The organism is Streptomyces sp. NPDC058289, assembly GCF_042880975.1.
Taxonomy (GTDB): Bacteria; Actinomycetota; Actinomycetes; order Streptomycetales; family Streptomycetaceae; genus Streptomyces; species Streptomyces stoeckheimensis.
Genome location: NZ_JBHVYI010000046.1, coordinates 50,712 through 68,336 on the forward strand (window position 1 = coordinate 50,712; position 17,625 = coordinate 68,336).

At 73.4% G+C, this 17,625-nt stretch carries 14 protein-coding genes; 9 read left to right on the forward strand and 5 right to left on the reverse strand.

Annotated features, from left to right (window positions below; all coding sequences use genetic code 11):
- From narJ to ACFVX6_RS23295, 9 genes are all read left to right on the forward strand, one after another.
- Complete coding sequence (gene narJ, locus ACFVX6_RS23255) at window positions 1–720, forward strand: nitrate reductase molybdenum cofactor assembly chaperone (RefSeq protein WP_389694357.1); 720 nt, start codon at window positions 1–3, stop codon at window positions 718–720.
- Window positions 720–1,445: a respiratory nitrate reductase subunit gamma gene (gene narI / locus ACFVX6_RS23260; protein ID WP_389694335.1), complete on the forward strand. Its 726-nt coding sequence runs from the start codon at window positions 720–722 to the stop codon at window positions 1,443–1,445. Before narJ ends, narI begins: the two co-directional genes overlap by 1 nt.
- A gap of 65 nt (window positions 1,446–1,510) precedes the next feature.
- Window positions 1,511–2,662 (forward strand): TIGR04053 family radical SAM/SPASM domain-containing protein, encoded by a 1,152-nt coding sequence (locus ACFVX6_RS23265; RefSeq protein WP_389694337.1) that lies wholly within the window; start codon window positions 1,511–1,513, stop codon window positions 2,660–2,662.
- Window positions 2,663–2,729: 67 nt separating this feature from the next.
- Window positions 2,730–4,109, forward strand: a complete 1,380-nt coding sequence (gene hemG / locus ACFVX6_RS23270; RefSeq protein WP_389694339.1) for a protoporphyrinogen oxidase — start codon at window positions 2,730–2,732, stop codon at window positions 4,107–4,109.
- 241 nt (window positions 4,110–4,350) lie between these two features.
- Window positions 4,351–5,100, forward strand: a complete 750-nt coding sequence (gene cseB / locus ACFVX6_RS23275) for a two-component system response regulator CseB (RefSeq protein ID WP_389694341.1) — start codon at window positions 4,351–4,353, stop codon at window positions 5,098–5,100.
- Between the two features lie 5 nt (window positions 5,101–5,105).
- Window positions 5,106–6,356, forward strand: coding sequence for a sensor histidine kinase (locus ACFVX6_RS23280; protein ID WP_389694343.1), 1,251 nt, complete (start codon window positions 5,106–5,108; stop codon window positions 6,354–6,356).
- 131 nt (window positions 6,357–6,487) lie between these two features.
- A complete protein-coding gene (locus ACFVX6_RS23285; RefSeq protein WP_389694345.1) occupies window positions 6,488–7,270 on the forward strand; it encodes an ABC transporter ATP-binding protein in 783 nt (260 codons plus the stop codon).
- A 72-nt stretch (window positions 7,271–7,342) separates the two neighbouring features.
- Window positions 7,343–9,877: an ABC transporter permease gene (locus ACFVX6_RS23290; RefSeq protein WP_389694347.1), complete on the forward strand. Its 2,535-nt coding sequence runs from the start codon at window positions 7,343–7,345 to the stop codon at window positions 9,875–9,877.
- Window positions 9,878–9,960: 83 nt separating this feature from the next.
- Window positions 9,961–11,538 carry an alpha/beta hydrolase gene (locus tag ACFVX6_RS23295; RefSeq protein WP_389694349.1) on the forward strand — a complete coding sequence of 526 codons (1,578 nt, stop codon included), beginning with the start codon at window positions 9,961–9,963 and terminating at the stop codon, window positions 11,536–11,538.
- Between the two features lie 105 nt (window positions 11,539–11,643).
- Here ACFVX6_RS23295 and moeZ read toward each other — a convergent pair whose 3' ends face one another.
- The 5 genes from moeZ to ACFVX6_RS23320 form a co-directional block, all read right to left on the reverse strand.
- Entirely contained in the window at window positions 11,644–12,822 is a 1,179-nt protein-coding gene (gene moeZ, locus ACFVX6_RS23300; RefSeq protein ID WP_266880979.1) for an adenylyltransferase/sulfurtransferase MoeZ, read from the reverse strand.
- Window positions 12,823–12,885: 63 nt separating this feature from the next.
- Window positions 12,886–13,638, reverse strand: a complete 753-nt coding sequence (locus tag ACFVX6_RS23305) for a spherulation-specific family 4 protein (protein WP_389694351.1) — start codon at window positions 13,636–13,638, stop codon at window positions 12,886–12,888.
- Window positions 13,626–14,642, reverse strand: coding sequence for an NAD-dependent epimerase/dehydratase (locus tag ACFVX6_RS23310; RefSeq protein ID WP_250741777.1), 1,017 nt, complete (start codon window positions 14,640–14,642; stop codon window positions 13,626–13,628). Before ACFVX6_RS23310 ends, ACFVX6_RS23305 begins: the two co-directional genes overlap by 13 nt.
- Before the next feature lie 109 nt (window positions 14,643–14,751).
- Window positions 14,752–15,678 (reverse strand): hypothetical protein, encoded by a 927-nt coding sequence (locus ACFVX6_RS23315; RefSeq protein WP_389694353.1) that lies wholly within the window; start codon window positions 15,676–15,678, stop codon window positions 14,752–14,754.
- On the reverse strand, window positions 15,675–17,444 hold the full coding sequence (locus tag ACFVX6_RS23320) for a DUF3492 domain-containing protein (RefSeq protein ID WP_389694359.1): 1,770 nt from the start codon (window positions 17,442–17,444) through the stop codon (window positions 15,675–15,677). Before ACFVX6_RS23320 ends, ACFVX6_RS23315 begins: the two co-directional genes overlap by 4 nt.
- Window positions 17,445–17,625: the final 181 nt, after the last annotated feature.

Here is a 17,625-nt window from a genome sequence, read left to right on the forward strand (position 1 = left end):
ATGGCCGGCGATGCACTGGTGCGGCTGGTCGCCGGCTGCGTACTGCAGTACCCCGGCGACTACTTCCACGACGAACTCCCGCGGCTCCGTGCGGCCCTCGCCGGGGCGCCCGCCGAACCGGCCCGACTCCTCGGGGCGTTCCTCGACGAGGCCGAGCGGCAGACCCCGATCGAGCTGTGCTCCCAGTACACCTCGACCTTCGACACCCGCAACCGACGCTGCCTCTACCTCACCTGGTGGGTCGACGGGGACACCCGCCGGCGCGGGCTGTCCCTGGTCCGACTGAAGCGGATCTACCGGGACTTCGGGCTGGAGTTCGCGGGCGAGGAGCTGCCCGACTTCCTGCCGGTGGCCCTGGAGTTCGCCGCCCGCGAGGAGGAGGCCGGCACCGAACTGCTCCAGGAGCACCGGGCCGGGCTGGAGCTGCTGCGCCTGGCGCTCACCGAGTCCGGGTCCCCGTACGCCCGGGTCCTGGAGGCCGTCTGCGCGACGCTGCCCGGGCCCTCCCCCGAGACCAAGGCGGAGGCGAAGGCCCTCGCATCGAGCGGGCCGCCGCAGGAGCTGGTGGGCGCGGGCTCGGCGCTCGAACCGTTCGGGCCGGGCCTCGACATGCCCGCCCCTGCGGTGAATCAGAGGGGCCCCTCGGCCGCTCCGACCGACCTCCCCTGGCCCACGACGGCTTCCGCCGCTTCCGTGGCCTCCGAAAGGATGCCCGCCTGATGGACCTCCTCCTGTGGGGCGTACTGCCGTACGTCTCGATCGCCCTGCTGATCGCGGGCACGGTCTGGCGGGCCCGGTTCGACAAGTTCGGCTGGACCACGCACTCCTCGCAGCTGCACGAGTCGCGGCTGCTGCGGATCGGCTCGCCGCTCTTCCACTTCGGCATGCTCTTCGTGATCGTGGGCCACGTGGTCGGCCTGCTCATCCCCAAGAGCTGGACCGACGCGGTGGGCCTGAGCGACCACGCCTACCACCTGATGGCGCTCTCCACGGGCACGATCGCGGGCGTCGCGGCCGCCGTGGGCATCGGGATCCTGGTCTACCGGCGCTTCAAGGTGCCGGCCGTGCGCAGGGCGACGCTGCGCAGCGACCACCTGATGTACTCGTTCCTGCTCGGCGCGATGGTCCTCGGGCTGACGGCGACCCTGCTGAACTCGGCCGGTATGACGGACGGTTACAACTACCGCGACGGCATCTCCGTCTGGCTCCGCAGCCTGTTCACCTTCACCCCGGACTCCCACCTGATGGCGGGCGCCCCGCTCGCCTTCAAGATCCACATCCTGTTCGGCTTCACGCTGTTCGCGCTGATCCCGTACTCGCGCCTGGTGCACATGTTCTCGGTGCCGCTGAAGTACCTGTTCCGGCCGTACGTGGTCTACCGCAAGCGGGACCCGAAGCAGCTCGCCAACCGCCCGAGCAAGCGCGGCTGGGAGCGGGTCTCGTGAACCGTCGCCCCGGTCCCGCGAATCCCCGCCCCGCCCACTCGGTCGTCCGGAGCCCCCGCCACGCGGTGTCCGATCGGCCCTTCATCGTCATCTGGGAGGCCACCCGGGCCTGCCCGCTGGCCTGTCTGCACTGCCGGGCCGAGGCGCAGACCCTGCGCCACCCCGAGGAGCTCGACGGGGCCGACGCCCGCCGGGTGATGGACCAGATCGCCGCCTTCGGCAAGCCCAGCCCGCTCTTCGTGATCACCGGCGGGGACCCCTTCCAGCGCGCCGACCTCACCGACCTGGTCGCGTACGGGACCTCGCTCGGCCTGCGCGTCGCGGTGTCCCCGTCGGGGACGCCGACCCTGACCCGGGAGAACCTCGTAGCGGTGCGGGAAGCGGGGGCCATCGCGCTCTCGCTCTCCCTGGACGGTTCCACGGCCGAGCGGCACGACGCCTTCCGCGGGGTGCCCGGGGTCTACGACTGGACGCTGGAGGGCTGGCGGGCCGCCCGGGAGCTCGGGCTCAAGGTCCAGATCAACACCACGGTCACCCGCGACAGCCTGGAGGACCTGGCCGACATCGCGGCGCTGGTCAAGCGCGAGGGCGCGATGCTGTGGTCGGGCTTCGTCCTGGTCCCGACCGGACGCGGGGAACAGCTGGACTCCCTGACCGCCGCCGAGATCGAGGACGTCCTGCACTTCCTGTACGACTGCGGGGCGGTGATGGCCACCAAGACCACGGAGGGCCACCACTTCCGGCGGGTCGTACTGCAGCGCACCGTCCTGGACGCGCGCGGCGAGAAGCCCGTCCTGGGCCCGCTCCACGAGCGCCTCTCGGCCCGCGCCCGCGAGCTGGGGGTCTTCGGCGGGGAGCAGCGGGCCGTGCGCCGGCCGCCCATGGACGTCTCCTCGGGCCGCGGCTTCGTCTTCATCTCGCACACGGGCGAGGTGCACCCCAGCGGCTTCCTGCCGCTCTCCGCGGGCAACGTGAAGAACCACCCGCTGACCGAGATCTACCGGGGCTCGGCGCTCTTCACCCAGCTCCGCGACCCCTCGCTGCTCCGCGGGAAGTGCGGTGCGTGCGAGTTCAAGACGGTGTGCGGGGGCTCGCGCTCTCGGGCGTACGGCTTCACGCGCGACGTGCTGGAAGCGGACCCGTACTGCGCCTACGAGCCCGGCAGCTTCCCCTACCAGGAGGAACTCAAGGCTTTGGCCGAAAGCATGAGGCGCTGACTCACCCCGTTCCCATAAGTTTCATATGGGAACATATCGACCACGGCTCCGGCCACGGGAGAACACAATGCGTTCAGTGATCGTCATCGGTGGCGGTATCAGCGGTCTGGCCGCCGCGTGGCAGTTGCGCGGCCAGGCCGATGTGACCGTCCTGGAGAGCCACGCCAAGGTCGGCGGGAAGCTCCGGACCGGCACCATCGCCGGCATCACCGTCGACGAGGGCGCCGAATCCCTCATGGCCCTGCGCCCGGAGGCCGTGGAACTGGCCGCCGCCGTCGGACTCGGCGAGGCCCTCTGCGATCCCGCGCAGGCAGCCACCACCATCTGGACCAACGGCGCCCTGCGCCCGCTGCCCGCCGGACACGTGATGGGCGTCCCCACCGACCCCTCCGCGCTGATCGGAACCGGGCTGCTCTCCCCCGAGGGCGTCCGGCGCGTCGCCGCCGAGGAGACCCTCCCGGCCACCCCGCTCACCGAGGACTGCTCGGTCACCGAGTACCTGGGCGGCCGCTTCGGCCAGGAGGCCGTGGACCGGCTCATCGAACCCATGCTGGGCGGGGTCTACGCCGGCCTCGCCGAGCGGCTCTCGCTGCGCGCGGCCATGCCCCGGATCGCGGCCCTCGCGGAACAGGGCACCCCGCTCCTCCCGGCCCTGCGCCGGATGCGCGCGGCGGGCGCCCCCCGCTCGGGGGCCGTGGCCGTCCAGGGCGTCGTCGGCGGCACCGGGCGCTTCCCGGCCGCCGTCGCGGAAGCCTGCGGAGCCCGCATCCTCACCGGGACGACGGCCCGCTCGCTCCAGCGGGTCGCCGACGACCGCTGGCGCGTCCAGGCGATGACCGGCGACGGCGCGCTGACGATGGAGGCCGACGCGGTGATCCTCGCCCTGCCCGCCTTCGCGGCGGCGGAGCTGCTGCGCCCCCACTCCCCGCTCGCCGAGGCCGAGCTCTCCTCGATCCCGCACGCGTCGACGGCCGTCATCACCATGGCCTTCTCCCGCGCCCAGGCCCACTTCCTCCCCCAGGGCAACGGCTTCCTGGTCCCGCCGGTCGACGGCCACACCCTGAAGGCCGCCTCCTTCCTCTCCAACAAATGGTCCTGGCTGCACGACTCGGCCCCCGAGACCTTCGTGCTCCGCGCCTCCATCGGCCGCATCGGCGAGGACGAGCTGCTCGGCCGCCCCGACCGCCACCTGGTCCGCTCGGCCATCGCCGAACTCCACCACGCGGTGGGCCCCATGGGAGAACCCCTGGCCACCCGCGTCACCCGCTGGGACCGGGGCCTGCCCCAGTACGGCGTCGGGCACCGCGAGCGCGTCGCCCGCATCCGCGAGGCAGCCGGCAAGCTCCCGGGCATCGCCCTGTGCGGGGCGGCGTACGAGGGCGTGGGCGTGGCCGCCTGCGTCGCGACGGGACGCGCGGCGGCGAAGCAGGTCCTGGCCCAACCGTAGGACGCAACCGTAGGACGCGGCCGTAGGACGCGGCCGTAGGACGCGGCTGTACGGCTCAGCCGAAGGGGGCGGCTGTACGGCTCAGCCGTAGGGAACGGCCTTCGTTCGTATCGGGCGGGTATCAGCGGGCGCTCGGCTTTTCATCTGATCGGTCCGCGGGGCCGTGGCGAGGGGGACGGCCACGGCCACTGCCATATCGTTCCTTTCAGGTCTTCGTCCCCCGAACAGGAGTCAGCCGCCCGTGTCCACCTCCACCCCGGCTCCCGCCTCTCCGCGACCGGTTCGCGTGCTGCTGGTGGAGGACGACGAGCTGATGCGCCGCTCGTTCACCGTCTCCCTGGAGCGCTACGGGTACACGGTGCGGGCCGCCGCCGACGGGCTCACGGGCCTCGAATCCTTCCGCGAAGAGGACTTCGACCTGCTGATCCTCGACGTGATGCTGCCCGGCCTCGACGGCATCGGCCTGTGCCGCAAGGTCCGGGAGACCAGCCTGGTCCCCGTCCTGATGATGTCGGCGCGCGGCGACGGGCTGGACATCGTGTCGGGTCTGGAAGCCGGGGCGGACGACTACGTCGTCAAGCCCGTGGACACCAACGTGCTCGTGGCCCGCATCCGCTCGCTGCTGCGCCGGGCCACCTACGCCCCCGCCCCGGCGGCCGGGCAGGCCGGACCGGCTGCGGACGACGGGCCGGGACCCTCCGAAGGCGAACTACTGACCTTCGGGGACCTGACCATCCACACCGGCGGCCTGGACGTGGCCGTCGGCGGAACCCCGGTGGCGCTCACCCCGACCGAGCTGAAGCTGCTGCTGGAGTTCGCGGCCCATCCGGGCACCGTGCTGGAGCGGCACACCCTGCTGCGCAACGTCTGGGACTACGGCTGGGACGGCGACAGCCGGGTCGTGGACCTGTGCGTGCAACGGCTGCGCGGCAAGCTCGGCCGGGACCGGATCGAAACGGTCCGCGGCTTCGGCTACAAGCTCAGGCGTTGAGGCCCGTGGACGCGTTCCACCGCCCCGGGCCGGGCCCCCGCGTTCCCCTGCGCTGGAAGATCGCCGCACTGGCCGCCGCCACCGCGTGCCTGGTCGCGGCGGCGGTGGGCGTGCTCGTGCACTTCTGGACCGCTCAGGACATCCGCGGCCGGGCCGAGATGCGGGCCTTCAACACCGTGTACACGGCCATGGACACCTACCGGCGCACCGGCACCCTCATCGAGGGCGCCGCGCTCGATCCGCCGGAGATGCCCGCGGCACTGCGGAACCCGGGCAACGGCGACCGGCACACGGCCTACGACGATCACGTGGCGGGCAACAGCGGACCGAGCTTCTGGGCCGCGCAGCGCGTGGGCGGCCCCGGCAGCCCGGTTCTGACGTACAGCGTCGGCACGAACACGGAGTTCCACGAGCTTCGCCGGCTCGACCTGACCATGGCGGTGGCCTCGCTGATCGCGCTCGCGGCGGCCACCCCCCTGGCGGTCTACGGGGCCGGCCTGCTCGGCCGTCGGCTGCGCCAGGTCTCCGAGACCGCGAGCCGGATCTCCGCCGGGGACCTGGACGCCCGTACAGGTCCCACCCGGGGCCGCGACGAGGTCGACGACATCGCCGCCACCGTCGACCGCATGGCCGACACCCTCGGGCGACGGCTGCGCGACGAACGCCGGTTCACCGCCGACGTGGCCCACGAGCTGCGCACCCCTGTCGGTGGTCTGCTGGCCGCGGCCGACCTGCTGCCGCCCGGCGAGACGGAGGACCTGCTCCGGGCCCGGGTGCGCGATCTGCGCGGCCTGGTCGAGGACCTCCTGGAGATCTCCCGGCTCGACGCGGGCGCCGAACTCCCGGTCCGCGACCGGGTCCCGCTCGGCGCGGTCGTCTCCGATGCCGTCACGCGCACCGGCCTGCCCACGGAGGTCGGGGTCGCCGAGCAGGCCGGGAGCGTGGAGACCGACCCGCGCCGCCTGGAACGGATCGTCGGCAACCTCGTCGTCAACGCCCACCGGCACGGGGAGACTCCGGTACGGGTCACCGTCGAGGGCTCCACCGTCGTCGTACGGGACCACGGCCCCGGCTTCCCCGCCGAGCTGCTGAGCCACGGCCCGCGCCGCTTCCACACGGGCCGGGCGGAGCGCGGCTCCGGCCACGGCCTGGGCCTGACCATCGCCGTGGGCCAGGCCCGGGTCCTCGGCGCCGAACTCCGCTTCACCAACGCCCCGGACGGCGGAGCCGTCGCCACGCTGCGCCTGCCCGACTGACCACCCTCAGCCCCGGCGGCTACAGGACCGATACACACCGGAGCGGCCCCCGATACCCGGCGGCCCGGGCCCCCGATACGTCCCCCGGACACCCTTCGAAGTGCAGCTTCCCGCGCCGAAGAGGAGTCCCCGTGACCGCCGCCCCCCTTGCCCCGCACCCGCACCGCGCGCCGACCGGCATCGCGGCGGCCACCGCCGACCTCTCGAAGGTCTACGGCAGCGGCGACACCCGGGTCGTCGCCCTGGACCGCGTCAGCATCTCCTTCCGCGAGGGCGAGTTCACCGCGATCATGGGCCCCTCCGGCTGCGGCAAGTCCACGCTGATGCACTGCGCCGCCGGGCTGGACTCCTTCAGCTCCGGCTCCGCCCGCATCGGCACCACCGAACTGGGCACGCTCAACGACGAGCAGCTCACCCGGCTGCGCCGGGACCGGATCGGCTTCATCTTCCAGGCGTTCAACCTGCTGCCGACGCTGACCGCGCTGGAGAACATCACCCTGCCGCTGACCATCGCCGGCCGTAAGCCCGACCGGCAGTGGCTCGACCACGTGGTCGCCCTCACCGGGCTCTCCCAGCGCCTCGGCCACCGCCCCGGACAGCTCTCCGGCGGGCAGCAGCAGCGCGTGGCGGTGGCCCGGGCCCTGATCGCCCGCCCCGCGATCATCTTCGGCGACGAGCCCACCGGAAACCTCGACTCCCGCGCCGGCGCCGAGGTCCTCGGCTTCCTGCGCGATTCGGTGCGCGAGCTGGGCCAGACCGTGGTCATGGTCACCCACGACCCCGTCGCCGCCGGCTACGCCGACCGCGTGGTCTTCCTCTCCGACGGCCGCCTCGTCGACGAGATGCAGCAGCCCACCGCGGAACGGGTCCTGGACCGGATGAAGGCGTTCGACGCACGCTCGCGCACGAGCTGACCCCGCCGCGCTCCCGCACCGAACCAGCCGCCCGCCCGCTCCCCCGGGCCCGCCCTCCAGGATCCGCATCCCATGTTCCGTACCGCCCTGCGCAACGTGCTCGCGCACAAAGCCCGCCTGCTGATGACCGTGTTCGCGGTCATGCTCGGGGTCACCTTCGTCACCGGCAGCCTCGTCTACGGCGACAGCCAGCAGCAGGCCGCCGCCGACCGGGCGAGCGCCGGCTACGACCACGTCTCCCTCAACATCTCGCCCAACAACGTGCCCGGCGCCCCGCCGGCCACCCTCGACGCCCACACCGCGGCGGCCCTGGCCGAGGTCCCCGGCGTCGCCGCCGCGGCGGGCCGGGTCGATGGATTCGCCGCCGTCGCCGACCAGGAGGGCCGGCTGCTCGGCAACGGCGACTTCCGCAAGGGCGGCAACTTCGCCCCGGGCAAGGACGGAGCAGACCCCGCCTACCGGTTCACCGAGGGCTCGGGCCCGACCGACGGCCACTCGGTCGCCCTGGACGAGGCCGCCGCCGCCAAAGGCGGCTACCACGTCGGTGACACCGTGCGCGTCGGCACGAGCACCGGCGCCGCCTCCTACAGGCTCGGCGGCATCTTCCGCACCGACGCCTCGAAGCTCTCCCTCGGCGGCAGCCTCGTGCTGTTCGACAACGCCACCGCCCAGCAGCTGTTCCTCCAGCCCGGCCGGTACACGGACATCGAGATCACGGCCGCACCCGGCACCGATGTGACGCAGCTCCTCGCCCGGGTCGAAGCGGCGATCCCCAAGGACACCAGCGCGGTCACCGGGGCCCGGCTCGCCCAGATCCAGGCGAACCTCGCCTCCAGCGGCAGCGACACCATGAGCCAGATCATGGTGGGCTTCGCGGCGGTCGCCCTGTTCGTGGCCACCTTCCTCATCTCCAACACCTTCACCATGCTGGTCTCCCGGCGCACCCGGGAGCTGGCCCTGATGCGGGCCGTCGGCGCGACCCGCAAGCAGGTCCGCCGGATCCTGCTCACCGAGTCCGTCCTCGTCGGGCTGATCGCCTCCGTGGCCGGCATCCTGGCCGGCACCGGGGTCGCCGCCCTGCTCCAGGCCCTCTCCTCCGCCGCCGACAGCCCGACCGCCCCGCTGGTCCTCTCCCCGTCCACGGTGATCATCGCGCTGGTGGTCGGCACCGCCCTGCCCGTGATCGCCGCCTGGGTGCCGGTCCGCCGGGCCATGGCCATCCCGCCCGTCGCCGCGCTCGGCGCCGCCGAGCCCGCGGCGCCCGCGCGCGCCGGCTCCGTGCGCACCGGGATCAGCGCCGCGCTGGTGCTCACCGGATCGGCCGGCGTGGTGTACGGAGCCCTCACGGCGTCGGACGCCACGGACGCCCGGACCGTCATCGGCCTCGGCGCGACCCTCACCCTGACCGGCATGATCGGCCTCATCCCGCTCCTGTCCCGGCCGTTCACCGCCCTGCTCCGGCCGCTGCTGATGCGCCTGAGCCCGGTGCACGGCGACCTCGCCGCCCGAAACACCGTGCGCGACCCCCGTCGTACGGGTGCCACGGCCGCCGCGCTCGCCATCGCCCTCGCGCTCGCCTCGGGCCTGTCCGTCCTCGGTGCCTCCGCCACCCGGTACCTCGACGGCGCGACCACCCGTGACATCACCGCCGACTACCTGGTGCAGGCCCCCTCGGGCGGGCAGCGGATGACCCCCGCCACCGCCGAGCCCCTCAAGAAGCTGCCCGGCGCCACCTACAGCCCGCTCAACCAGTCCACCGAGTACCGGATCGGGGGCGTGTCCTGCGTCCTGACCGGCGTCGACCCCGCCGCCATCGGCCGCCTCCTGCGCTACGAGGTGACCGGGGGCTCCCTGGACAGCCTCGGCCGGGGCGAGATCGCCGTCGCCGACTACAAGGCCCGGGCGAACGGCTGGAAGGTCGGCCAGAGCCTCCCGCTGGAGCGCCGGGGCAAGCAGGGCGAGGTCACCATCGGCGCGATCTATCACGCGGAGCAGCAGAGCAAGGTGCTGCCCAGCATCACCGCACCCGACTCCCTGGTCACCCGGTACGACTCCACGCCGTACACCGACGCGATCGTCGTGGCCACCGCGGGCGGACCCGGCCGGGCCCAGCTCGCGAGCGTCGTCAACGCCCTCGGCGACAACCCCGCCCTGTCCGTCCTCGACAAGGAAGCCATCCGGACCGAGGACAGCAGCGGCATCGGCGACCAGCTGAACGTGTTCTACGCCCTGCTCAGCATGGCCCTGGTGATCGCCGCCCTGGGCATCGCCAACACCCTCGCGATGTCCGTGCTCGAACGCCGCAAGGAGATCGGCACGCTCCGCGCCCTCGGCCTGGACCGCGCCGGAGTGACCCGGATGATCCGCATGGAGGCCCTGCTCGTCGGCGCCCTCGGCGCGGCCGTCGGCACGGTCATGGGCATCTTCATGGGCTGGGCCCTCGGCAACACCCTCCAGGAGAGCGTCGCGGGATACGCCCTGGTCATCCCCTGGGGACGGCTGGCCCTCGGAATACTGCTCGCCATGGCCGGCGCCCTGCTCGCCTCCCTGTGGCCGGCCCGCAGGGCCGCCCGCGTGGACATCCCGGCGGCGACCGCGGCGCACTGACCGATCCCCCGCGCGCCCCGCCCCCGTGACCCGGATGGGTCAGCGCGGGGGCGGGGCGCGCGAGGCGCGCACAGGATGAAGGCATGCCCACACACGCCCTGCGGGTCGCCGCTGCCGCCGCCGCTGCCGCCGCGCTGCTCGCCACCAGTGCCTGTTCCGACGGCGGAGGCAAGGAGAAGAGGGGCAAGGACGGCGCCGCCCAGGGCATCAAGAAACCGAAGTGGGGGGAGTGCGAAGCTCCCACCCCCGCCGAGGGCGCCGGGCAGGTCCCCGGCAAGGACTGGCAGTGCGCCGTCCTCGACGTGCCCCTGGACTACGCCGAGCCCGAAGGGGAGACGATTCCCCTGGCGTTGATCCGGGCCAAGGCGCGCGACAAGGACAAGCGGATCGGCTCGCTCGTCTTCAACTTCGGCGGCCCCGGCGGCTCCGGCATCACCACCCTGCCCGGCGCGGCGAAGGAGTACGCGGCCCTGCGCGAGCGCTACGACCTCGTCAGCTTCGACCCGCGCGGGGTGGGCCGCAGCGCGCCCGTGCTGTGCGAGGACGACAAGCAGCTGGACGCGTACTACGGGGCCGACTCCAGCCCCTCGACGCCGGAGGAGGAGAAGCAGTTCCTCGCCACCTCCAAGAAGTACAAGGACGCCTGCGAGGCGAAGTCCGGCAAGGTGCTGCCCCACGTCGGTACCGAGAACGCAGCCCGCGACCTGGACCGGATCCGCCAGGCCCTCGGCGACGAGAAGCTGTACTACTTCGGGATCTCCTACGGCACCGAGCTCGGCGGGGTCTACGCCCACCTCTTCCCCAAGAACGTCGGCCGGGCCGTCTTCGACGCCGTGGTCGACCCGACCAAGAACTCCGAGGAGGGCGCCCTCGGCCAGGCCAAGGGCTTCCAGCTCGCGCTCGGCAACTTCGCCCAGGACTGCGTGAACCGCGGCGACTCCTGCCAACTCCAGGGCAGCACCGCCAAGGAGATCGAGGCGAACATCATCAAGCTCCAGAAGGAGCTGGCGGCCAAGCCCATCCCCGGCTCCGGCGACCGGCTGCTCACGGAGGACGCCGCGACCAACGGCATCGCCTTCGCCCTGTACTCCAAGGAGGCCTGGCCCCTGCTGGAACAGGGCCTGGACGAGGCCGAGGGCGGCCAGGGGCAACTCCTGCTCGCCATGTCGGACGCCCTCAACGGCCGCGACCCCAAGGGCACTTACAGCAACATCGGGTCGGCCAACACCGCCATCAGCTGCGCCGACTCCAAGGACCGCTACACGCTCGCCCAGACCAAGGCCAAGCTGCCCGAGTTCCGCGCCGCCTCTCCCGTCTTCGGGGACTTCCTCGGCTGGGCCATGATGGGCTGCACCGACTGGCCCGTCGCCGGCGCCTGGAACACCCCGGACGTCTCCGCCCCCGGCTCGGCGCCCATCCTGGTGATCGGCAACACCGGTGACCCGGCGACCCCGTACGAGGGCGCCCGCAAGATGGTGGAGCGGCTCGGCCCCGGCGTCGGCGTGGAGCTCACCTTCAAGGGCGAGGGCCACGGCGCCTACAACAGCGGCGACCCCTGCGTGCAGCGGGCCGTCAACTCCTACCTGCTCGACGGGAAGGTGCCCGGCGCGGGCACCGTCTGCACGGCGTCGGCCTCCCCGCCGCCGACCTCGCCCGTCTAGGCCCGGGAGCCGGGAACGCCGGAGGGGCCGCACCTCGCGCGAGCGAGGTACGGCCCCTCCGGGTGACTGCCCTGAACCGGACCTGACCGGACCGGTCCGGACCGACTAGTAGACCGGCTTCTCGGGCTCGATCTGGTGGACCCAGCCGATGACGCCGCCGCCGACGTGGACCGCGTCCGCGAAGCCCGCGGACTTCAGGACCGCGAGGACTTCCGCACTGCGGACACCCGTCTTGCAGTGCAAGACGATGCGCTTGTCCTGCGGCAGGTCCTGGAGGGCGGTGCCCATCAGGAACTCGCCCTTGGGGATCAGCTTCGCGCCGGGGATCGAGACGATCTCGTACTCGTTGATCTCACGGACGTCGATGATCTCGATCGGCTCGTCGTTGTCGATCCACTCCTTGAGCTGCTTGGGAGTGATCGTCGAGCCGAGCGCGGCCTCCTGGGCCTCCTCCGACACGACGCCGCAGAAGGCCTCGTAGTCGATGAGCTCGGTGACCGTCGCGTTCGGACCGCAGACCGCGCAGTCGGGGTCCTTGCGGACCTTGACCTGGCGGTACTGCATCTCCAGGGCGTCGTAGATCATCAGGCGGCCGACCAGCGATTCGCCGACGCCGGTGAGGACCTTGATGGCCTCGGTGACCTGGATGGACCCGATGGACGCGCAGAGCACGCCCAGCACGCCGCCCTCGGCGCAGCTCGGGACCATGCCCGGCGGGGGCGGCTCCGGGTAGAGGCAGCGGTAGCACGGGCCGTGCTCGGACCAGAAGACCGAGGCCTGGCCGTCGAAGCGGTAGATCGAGCCCCAGACGTACGGCTTGTTCAGCAGCACGCAGGCGTCGTTCACGAGGTAGCGCGTGGCGAAGTTGTCCGTGCCGTCGACGATGAGGTCGTACTGGCTGAAGATCTCCATCACGTTGTCGGCTTCGAGCCGCTCTTCGTGGAGGACCACGTTCACGTACGGGTTGATGCCCAGCACGCTGTCGCGGGCCGACTCGGCCTTGGAACGGCCGATGTCCGCCTGACTGTGGATGATCTGGCGCTGGAGGTTCGACTCGTCGACCTCGTCGAACTCCACGATGCCCAGCGTGCCGACGCCGGCCGCGGCCAGGTACATGAGGGCGGGCGAGCCGAGGCCGCCCGCGCCCACGGCCAGCACCTTGGCGTTCTTCAGGCGCTTCTGGCCGTCCATCCCCACGTCGGGGATGATCAGGTGGCGGGAGTACCGACGGACCTCGTCAACGGTGAGCTCAGCAGCTGGCTCTACCAGGGGTGGCAGCGACACGGGGACTCCGTAGATGATTAAGTCTTAACGGTGGTTCTTCCCGTAACACTGCCACGCCCTCCTTCATTCCGAGACACCCGGTCCGATCCGCGAGACGATTTCGTCCCAGTACCCGGGCATCGATGCCCAGGGGTCCAGGGGAGCGGCCCCGCGCCGGTCGGTGAACCAGATGGTCCCCGCGCCCTGCCAGCGGGCGATCCGGAGCGCTTCCTCCAGGTGCGTGCGCGGCACTCCGTGCACGAGGTGGCAGAACGTCTCGGGCGGATGGTCCGCCGTCCACTCCGCCACCTGCGACCAGCGGTAGTCGGCCCAGGTGCCGGAGAAGGTGACCAGCTGGTCTGCGATTTCCGTGTACCCCTCGTACGGGTGGGTGCCGTGTCCGAGGACGATCCGCAGGCCCTCGCCGAGCCCCCGCAGGGTGTCCGCGACCCTGCGCACGGAGGCCAGTTCCGCCTTCCCGGCCGGGGCGTCCGCGAGGTAGAAGCCGTCGGCTCCGTACCAGTCCCGGAAGCGGTGGGCGTCGGAGACGAGCTCCCCGAAGGACCGCTCCCCGTCTCGCATGGCGAGATGACCGAGGACCGCGCCGCCCGCCCTACGGAGCTTCGCGGCCGCCTCCGTGCAGTGCGGGTCGGGCCGGCCGCCCGGCCCGTCCGTGACGTTGAGGACGGCCCAGTGCAGCGGCGTCCCGGGCCGGGTCAGCTCGGCCCACTCCACCGGGGCCAGCAGCGGGTGCGCGTACCCCGGGACCCCCAAGCCGAGCCGGCCCGCCTCGGTGGCCGCCTGGCCGGTGGCCGGCGGGGTGGTCAGATGCGGCACGCCGCCTCCATCCAGATGTCCGCGAGAGACTCCTCCAGGTTGATCCGCGGCCGCCAGCCGAGCCGGTCGCGGGCGGTACGGACGTCCGCCTGCTGCCAGGCTCCGCACCCGTCCGGGTAGGGGTACGGCGGCTGGGCCGTCGCGGCGGCGAGCTGCTCGGCCGTGGCCTCGGAGCGCGGGGAGCCGATGGCGGCGAGCCCGGAGGGCCGGCCGGGGTGCCCGTGCGCCTGCGGGTGCTGGGCGTGCTGCGGTACGTCGATCTCGTGCAGCGAGCCTCCGTACCCCGCGACCCGCGCCAGCACGGCGGCCGCGTCGCGCAGCCTGACCGCCCGGCCGGTGCCGATGTTGACGACGCCCTGGGCCGCCGACAGCGAGGCGGCGTGCACCGCCCGCGCCACGTCCCGTACGTCGACGAAGTCGCGCTGGACTCCGAGCCCGCTGAGCTTGAGCTCGCCGTCCCCGGACTGCATCGCGCGCCGCATGGCTTCGGCGAGCCGGCCGAGGGGGGATCCGGCGGGGGTGCCGGGGCCGACGGGCGAGAAGACCCGCAGGACGACGGCGTCCAGCCCGGAGCCGAGCACCAGCTCGGTGGCGGCCAGTTTGCTGACTCCGTACGGCCCTCCCGGTCTGGGGACGGCGTCCTCGGCCGTGGACGACCCGGGCTGGCTGGGCCCGTACTCGGCGGCGCAGCCGAGCTGGACGAGCCGGGCGCCGCAGCCGCTGCGACGCAGCGATTCGCAGATCGTGGCGACGGCGACCGTGTTGTGCCGGGTGAGCTCGCGGGCACCGCCCCGGGTGGCTCCCGCGCAGTTGATGACGACGCCCGGGTGGACGGCGTCGAGGAACCGGGTGAGCGCGCCGGGGCTGCCGGTGGCGAGGTCGAAGCGGACGTCGGCGTCGTCGCCGCGGCCGAGCGCGGTGAGCTGGACCGCGGGGTCGGCGAGCAGCCGGTCCGCTACGTAGCGCCCGAGGTATCCGTTGGCTCCGATCAGCAACACCCTCATCGCGCGGCCCCTTGGTTGGTTGGCTGGCCGGTCATGTCCTGTTTCTCCTTGTTGAATGGGTGAATCTGGGTGGGGGGTACGGCGCTTCGGTGTCTGATTCCGAAAGGACTCAATGGACTCCGTGCCGCTGCGCGTGCGCGGAGGCCCGCGACAGCGCCAGGACGGCGGGTACGAGGACCCCTGCCGCGGCGGCGAACGGCGCCGCCGGGACCGGGAGCAGGGCGAGTACGAGGGCCGTGGCCGCCGCGAGGGCTCCGCGCGGGGCTCCGTGGCCGAGCAGCAGCCGGGTCAGGAAGAGCAGCACCGCGAGCGGTACGGCCACCGCCAGGGTGGTCCCGGCCAGCGCGGCCGCCCCCGCGGCGGCCGCGGCGTACAGCGCGAGCGTCCCGAGGAGCAGCGGTCTCACCCCGTCGGCGAAGTCCTCCAGGGCCCGGCTCCCGGCGAGCCTGCGCCGGGCGCGGGCCGCGAAGACGGAGCCGGCCAGGTGTCCGGGGGCGACGGCCACGGCCAGGGCGATCCCGAGCAGGGTCCCGTGGCGGTGGACGGCCCACCCGAGGGCGGCGGCGGCCAGCAGGTACACGCCGACGGGGAACCGGCCCCCGGCGGCCCGGCCGGGCCGACCGAGCGCGGCGACGGTGACGAGCACCGCCAGGGCTCCGGCCCAGGGCACGCCGGCGGCGGCCGCGCCGAGGGCGAGGGCCCCGGGCAGCAGCGCGTAGCCGAAGCCCCGTACCGCCTTGGCGTGGACCGGGATCCCGGCCGGTGGGGCGGGCGGGGTCCCGTCGCGGGGGGTCCGGGCGTAGAGCTCCTCCGCGAGGGAGAAGACGTCCCGGTGGCGGAACCGGGCGGCGGTGCGGTCGGTGATGCCGTGCGCCTCCAGCCCGGCGGCGATCTCCAGCGGGTCCACGGCGTGCTCGCAGAGCTCCCGGTGGCGGTGGAGCAGCGCCTTGACGGGGTCCCCGGCGGAGCGGGCCCGGCGGGGCGGGGGCGGGGTCGGGTCCATGGGGGGGACGGCTTCGTCCAGGGGCACGGTCATGCGGAGGCCTCCGGAGTCGCGGCGCGCTCGGCCCGCGCGGCGGGCACCATGAGCCCCGCAGGTGCGTCGACGGCATCCTCGCGGTTCGGGAGGGCGGCCGGGTCGGCGGCGGGCGGGGCGCCGGGTTCGGGGTGCGGGGTGGCCCAGGTGGGGGTGGCCCAGTGGCCCGGGACGCGGGCCTCGGGCGGCTGCTCGAAGGGCACTCCGGTGCCGTCGGGGCGGGCCGGGCCGCGGGCGAGCAGCCTCAGGTAGGACTCCTGGAAGGCGGCGACGTTCTGCTCGACGGTGAAGAGTTCGAGGGCCCGCGCCCGGGCGGCAGAGCCGAGCCGCTGGGCCCGCTCGGGGTCCCGCAGCAGCGTGATGCAGGCCTCGGCGAGCGCGCGCGGATTGCGCGGCGGCACCACGAGCCCGGTCCCGCCGATCACCTCGACGACGGCGCCGACGTCGGTGGACACCGTGGCCCGGCCGCAGAACATCGCCTCGGCCAGGGTGATGGGGAAGCCCTCGATGACGGAGGAGAGCACCACCACCCGCCCGGAGCCGTACGCGTGGGCCGGGGACGGCGCGTCGGGTCCGCCGATCTCCTCGAAGGTGACCGGGTTCTCGCCGACCGCGTGCGCGTCCGCGGCCTCGTCGGGGAAGAGCTGCGCGGCGAGCGAGCGGCAGTCGGCCAGGTAGCCGTGCCCGACCGCGTGGCTGCCCGCGCCGGCCGGGCCGGCGGAGCCCGCGGCGGCGGAGCCCGTCCCGACGGCGGTCGCGAAGATCCGCAGCCGGGCGCGCGGTTCGGCCCGGCGCACCTCGGCGAAGGCGTGCAGCAGGGCGATCAGGTCCTTGGCGGGGTCCACCCGGCCGACCCAGACCAGCGTGTGCGGGTCCCCGCACGCCGGGTCCTCGCCCACTGCGGCGAATCGGTCCGCCTCCATCCCGGGGTAGACCGTGCGCAGCCGCTCGCGGGAGGCCCCGCAGCGTTCCTGCCAGCGCCGGGCGTGCGCGTTGCCGGGGGTGAGCAGGTCGGCCTGGGAGTAGATCTCCCCGGCCAGCCGGGTGTGGAAGGCCGCGAGCAGGGCCCGTACGGCCGGCCGCTCGTCCCGCCCGGAGTGCGCGGAGTGCTCGAGGTAGTGGGCCCGGAGCTGGACCCCGTACTCGGTGACCAGGAGCGGCACTCCGAAGAAGCGTTTGGCCAGGAGCCCGGGGAGCGCCGCCACCCCGCCCGCGGCGGCGTGGCAGACGTCGACCTCGCGCAGGTCCTCGTACCAGTCGAGGGACAACGGCCGCAGCATCCGCTCCAGTTCGTCCACGAACTCCAGCAGGTCCGCGACCTGCGCCCGCTGTACGGCCCTGCTCGCCTCGGGGGCGCGACAGGCGGACTCCACCGCCCGTACGGCCGTCTCCGAGCGCAGTGCCGCGTACAGCCCGCCCTCTTCCGAGGCGAGCGCGGCCAGCCCGTACAGCCCGTCCGCGAACCGTGCGGGGTCGGCTCCGCAGATCCCGCGGACCAGTTCCGTGAAGACGGCGGCGAAGCGGCGGCGCTCGCGGCGCCGGTAGCTGCGCCCGTCATCGGCCGGCGCCCACAGCGGGGCGGTCCGCACCCGGGTGACGTGGGAGGGCAGCGGCACCCGGCCGCGCTCCTCCTGTTCGGCGCTGCGGCTCAGGGCGTAGAGCTCGAACTCGTGCTGGGGAAGCCCGCGCACGAGCCGGTCGCACCAGAGCCTCGCTTCCCCCGTCGCATACGGATAACCACCTTCCGTGAGCAGTCCGATCCGCACGAGTGGCACCCCCGATCTCCCGTTTCAGGCGGTCTCCGTCGGTCCGGCGACCCGCCGGATACGAACTCAAGCGGATATGCCGAAGGGGGGGCCCGCCGGGGTGAGGCGCGGCCCCCCGGAGCGGGGGTAGTTTGGTAATATAAAGCACGATTGAGGTGCAGACCCGGCACAACTACGAGGG